At 63.9% G+C, this 1,339-nt stretch carries 1 protein-coding gene; it reads right to left on the bottom strand.

Annotation, left to right across the window (positions count from 1 at the left end; all coding sequences use genetic code 11):
• Positions 1-15: 15 nt before the first annotated feature.
• A complete protein-coding gene (locus MHN80_RS25620) occupies positions 16-1,080 on the bottom strand; it encodes an IS110 family transposase (RefSeq protein ID WP_239404135.1) in 1,065 nt (354 codons plus the stop codon).
• Between the last annotated feature and the right edge of the window lie 259 nt (positions 1,081-1,339).

The raw sequence follows: 1,339 nt of genomic DNA, 5'->3' as shown, positions 1-1,339 counted from the left end.
AGCGACGAGATGGTCCTATAGATTGTCAAGCGCTCCGAGGTCGGTGGTGAAGGCTTTGTAGAGTTCGCGGGCGACGTAGCGTTTGAGGCATCGGATGATTTCCTTCTTCGTTTTCTCGTTGCCGCGTCGGGCGAGGTAGGCGCGGGTGGGGTCGTGGGATTTCATCCGTCCGACGACGATCATGTGCAACGCGCTGTTAGCCGCCCGGTCACCGCCACGGTTGAGGCGGTGACGCACGGTCTTGCCCGACGATGCCGGTAACGGCGCGACACCGACGAGTTTGGCGAAGGTGGCTTCGGTGCGCATGCGTTCGGCATTGTGCCCGATCGTGATCAATAGCCGTGCGCTGGTGATCGGGCCGACCTGAGGCAGGCCCAGCACGGTAGGCACCAATGGTTTCAACAGCTTGTTGAGTTCGCGGGTCAACGTGGTGACCTCGCGGTGGGTCTGCCGGTACCGCCCGGCGATGGACTTCGCCGCGAACACAAACGCCGCGCGCGGATCGGTCAACGACGCCGGGGCCGTGAGTGATTCGACCAGTGCGAGTCGTTGAGGCGTGGTGGTGCGGGTTTTGAGTTGATCAGCGAACTCATCGGGTGCCGTGGTGCACAGGTCACGGAGTTGGTCACCGAGTTCGGTGCGGTGATCGACCGCCATTCTCCTTGCCACGTACAGCATTCGGATCGACTCGACAACGCCTGTGGTGTCTTTGGCGTGGCCAGTGGCCCGCCCGGTCAGCACAGCCATCGCCGCGGCGTAAGCATCGAGCTGGTCGGACTTGCCCTGGGCTCGGCGGGCCCGCACGTCCGGGGCGTTGACCTCGATCACCTCGATACCGGCGGCGGTCAACTCGCGGGTGAGTCCCGCGCCGTATGAGGCGCTGGATTCGACCCCGGCTTGTTCGAGGCGACCGTGGGTGCGGGCCCAGTCCAGCAGCTGCTGGTAGCCGGCAGCCGAGGCGGGGAATTCGAGATCGGCCAACGGCAGGCCGAGGGTGTCGATGATCGCTGCGTGGTGGGTTTGCTGATGGGTATCAACCCCGAGTACGACCACTTGCGTACCCACTGCTGTCTCGGTCATTCTGGCGGTGTCTCCTTCACTGCGGTGATGGATGACCTCGCCGGGGCGGGTGGACACGACAGTGAGGAGTCACGGGCTCAAGCCCGAACACGGCCCTTATTAGGTCACACCCGCCCCGGTCTCCCAAGGTCGTTGTGTTGCGGTGATCGCCAGCGCAGTGAGGCCGACAGATCTCGTCCATGACAGCACCGTCAGCCACGAAGCAGGTCAGGCCTCAACCCATGACGACCACCACACCCATTCTCACTGCCACGAAGGG

The sequence above is a fragment of the Gordonia sp. McavH-238-E genome (assembly GCF_022348225.1).
In the GTDB taxonomy this organism is placed as follows: Bacteria; Actinomycetota; Actinomycetes; order Mycobacteriales; family Mycobacteriaceae; genus Gordonia; species Gordonia terrae.
Note: the sequence above shows the minus strand (reverse complement) of the source record. Positions and strands in the feature narration are given on the sequence as shown.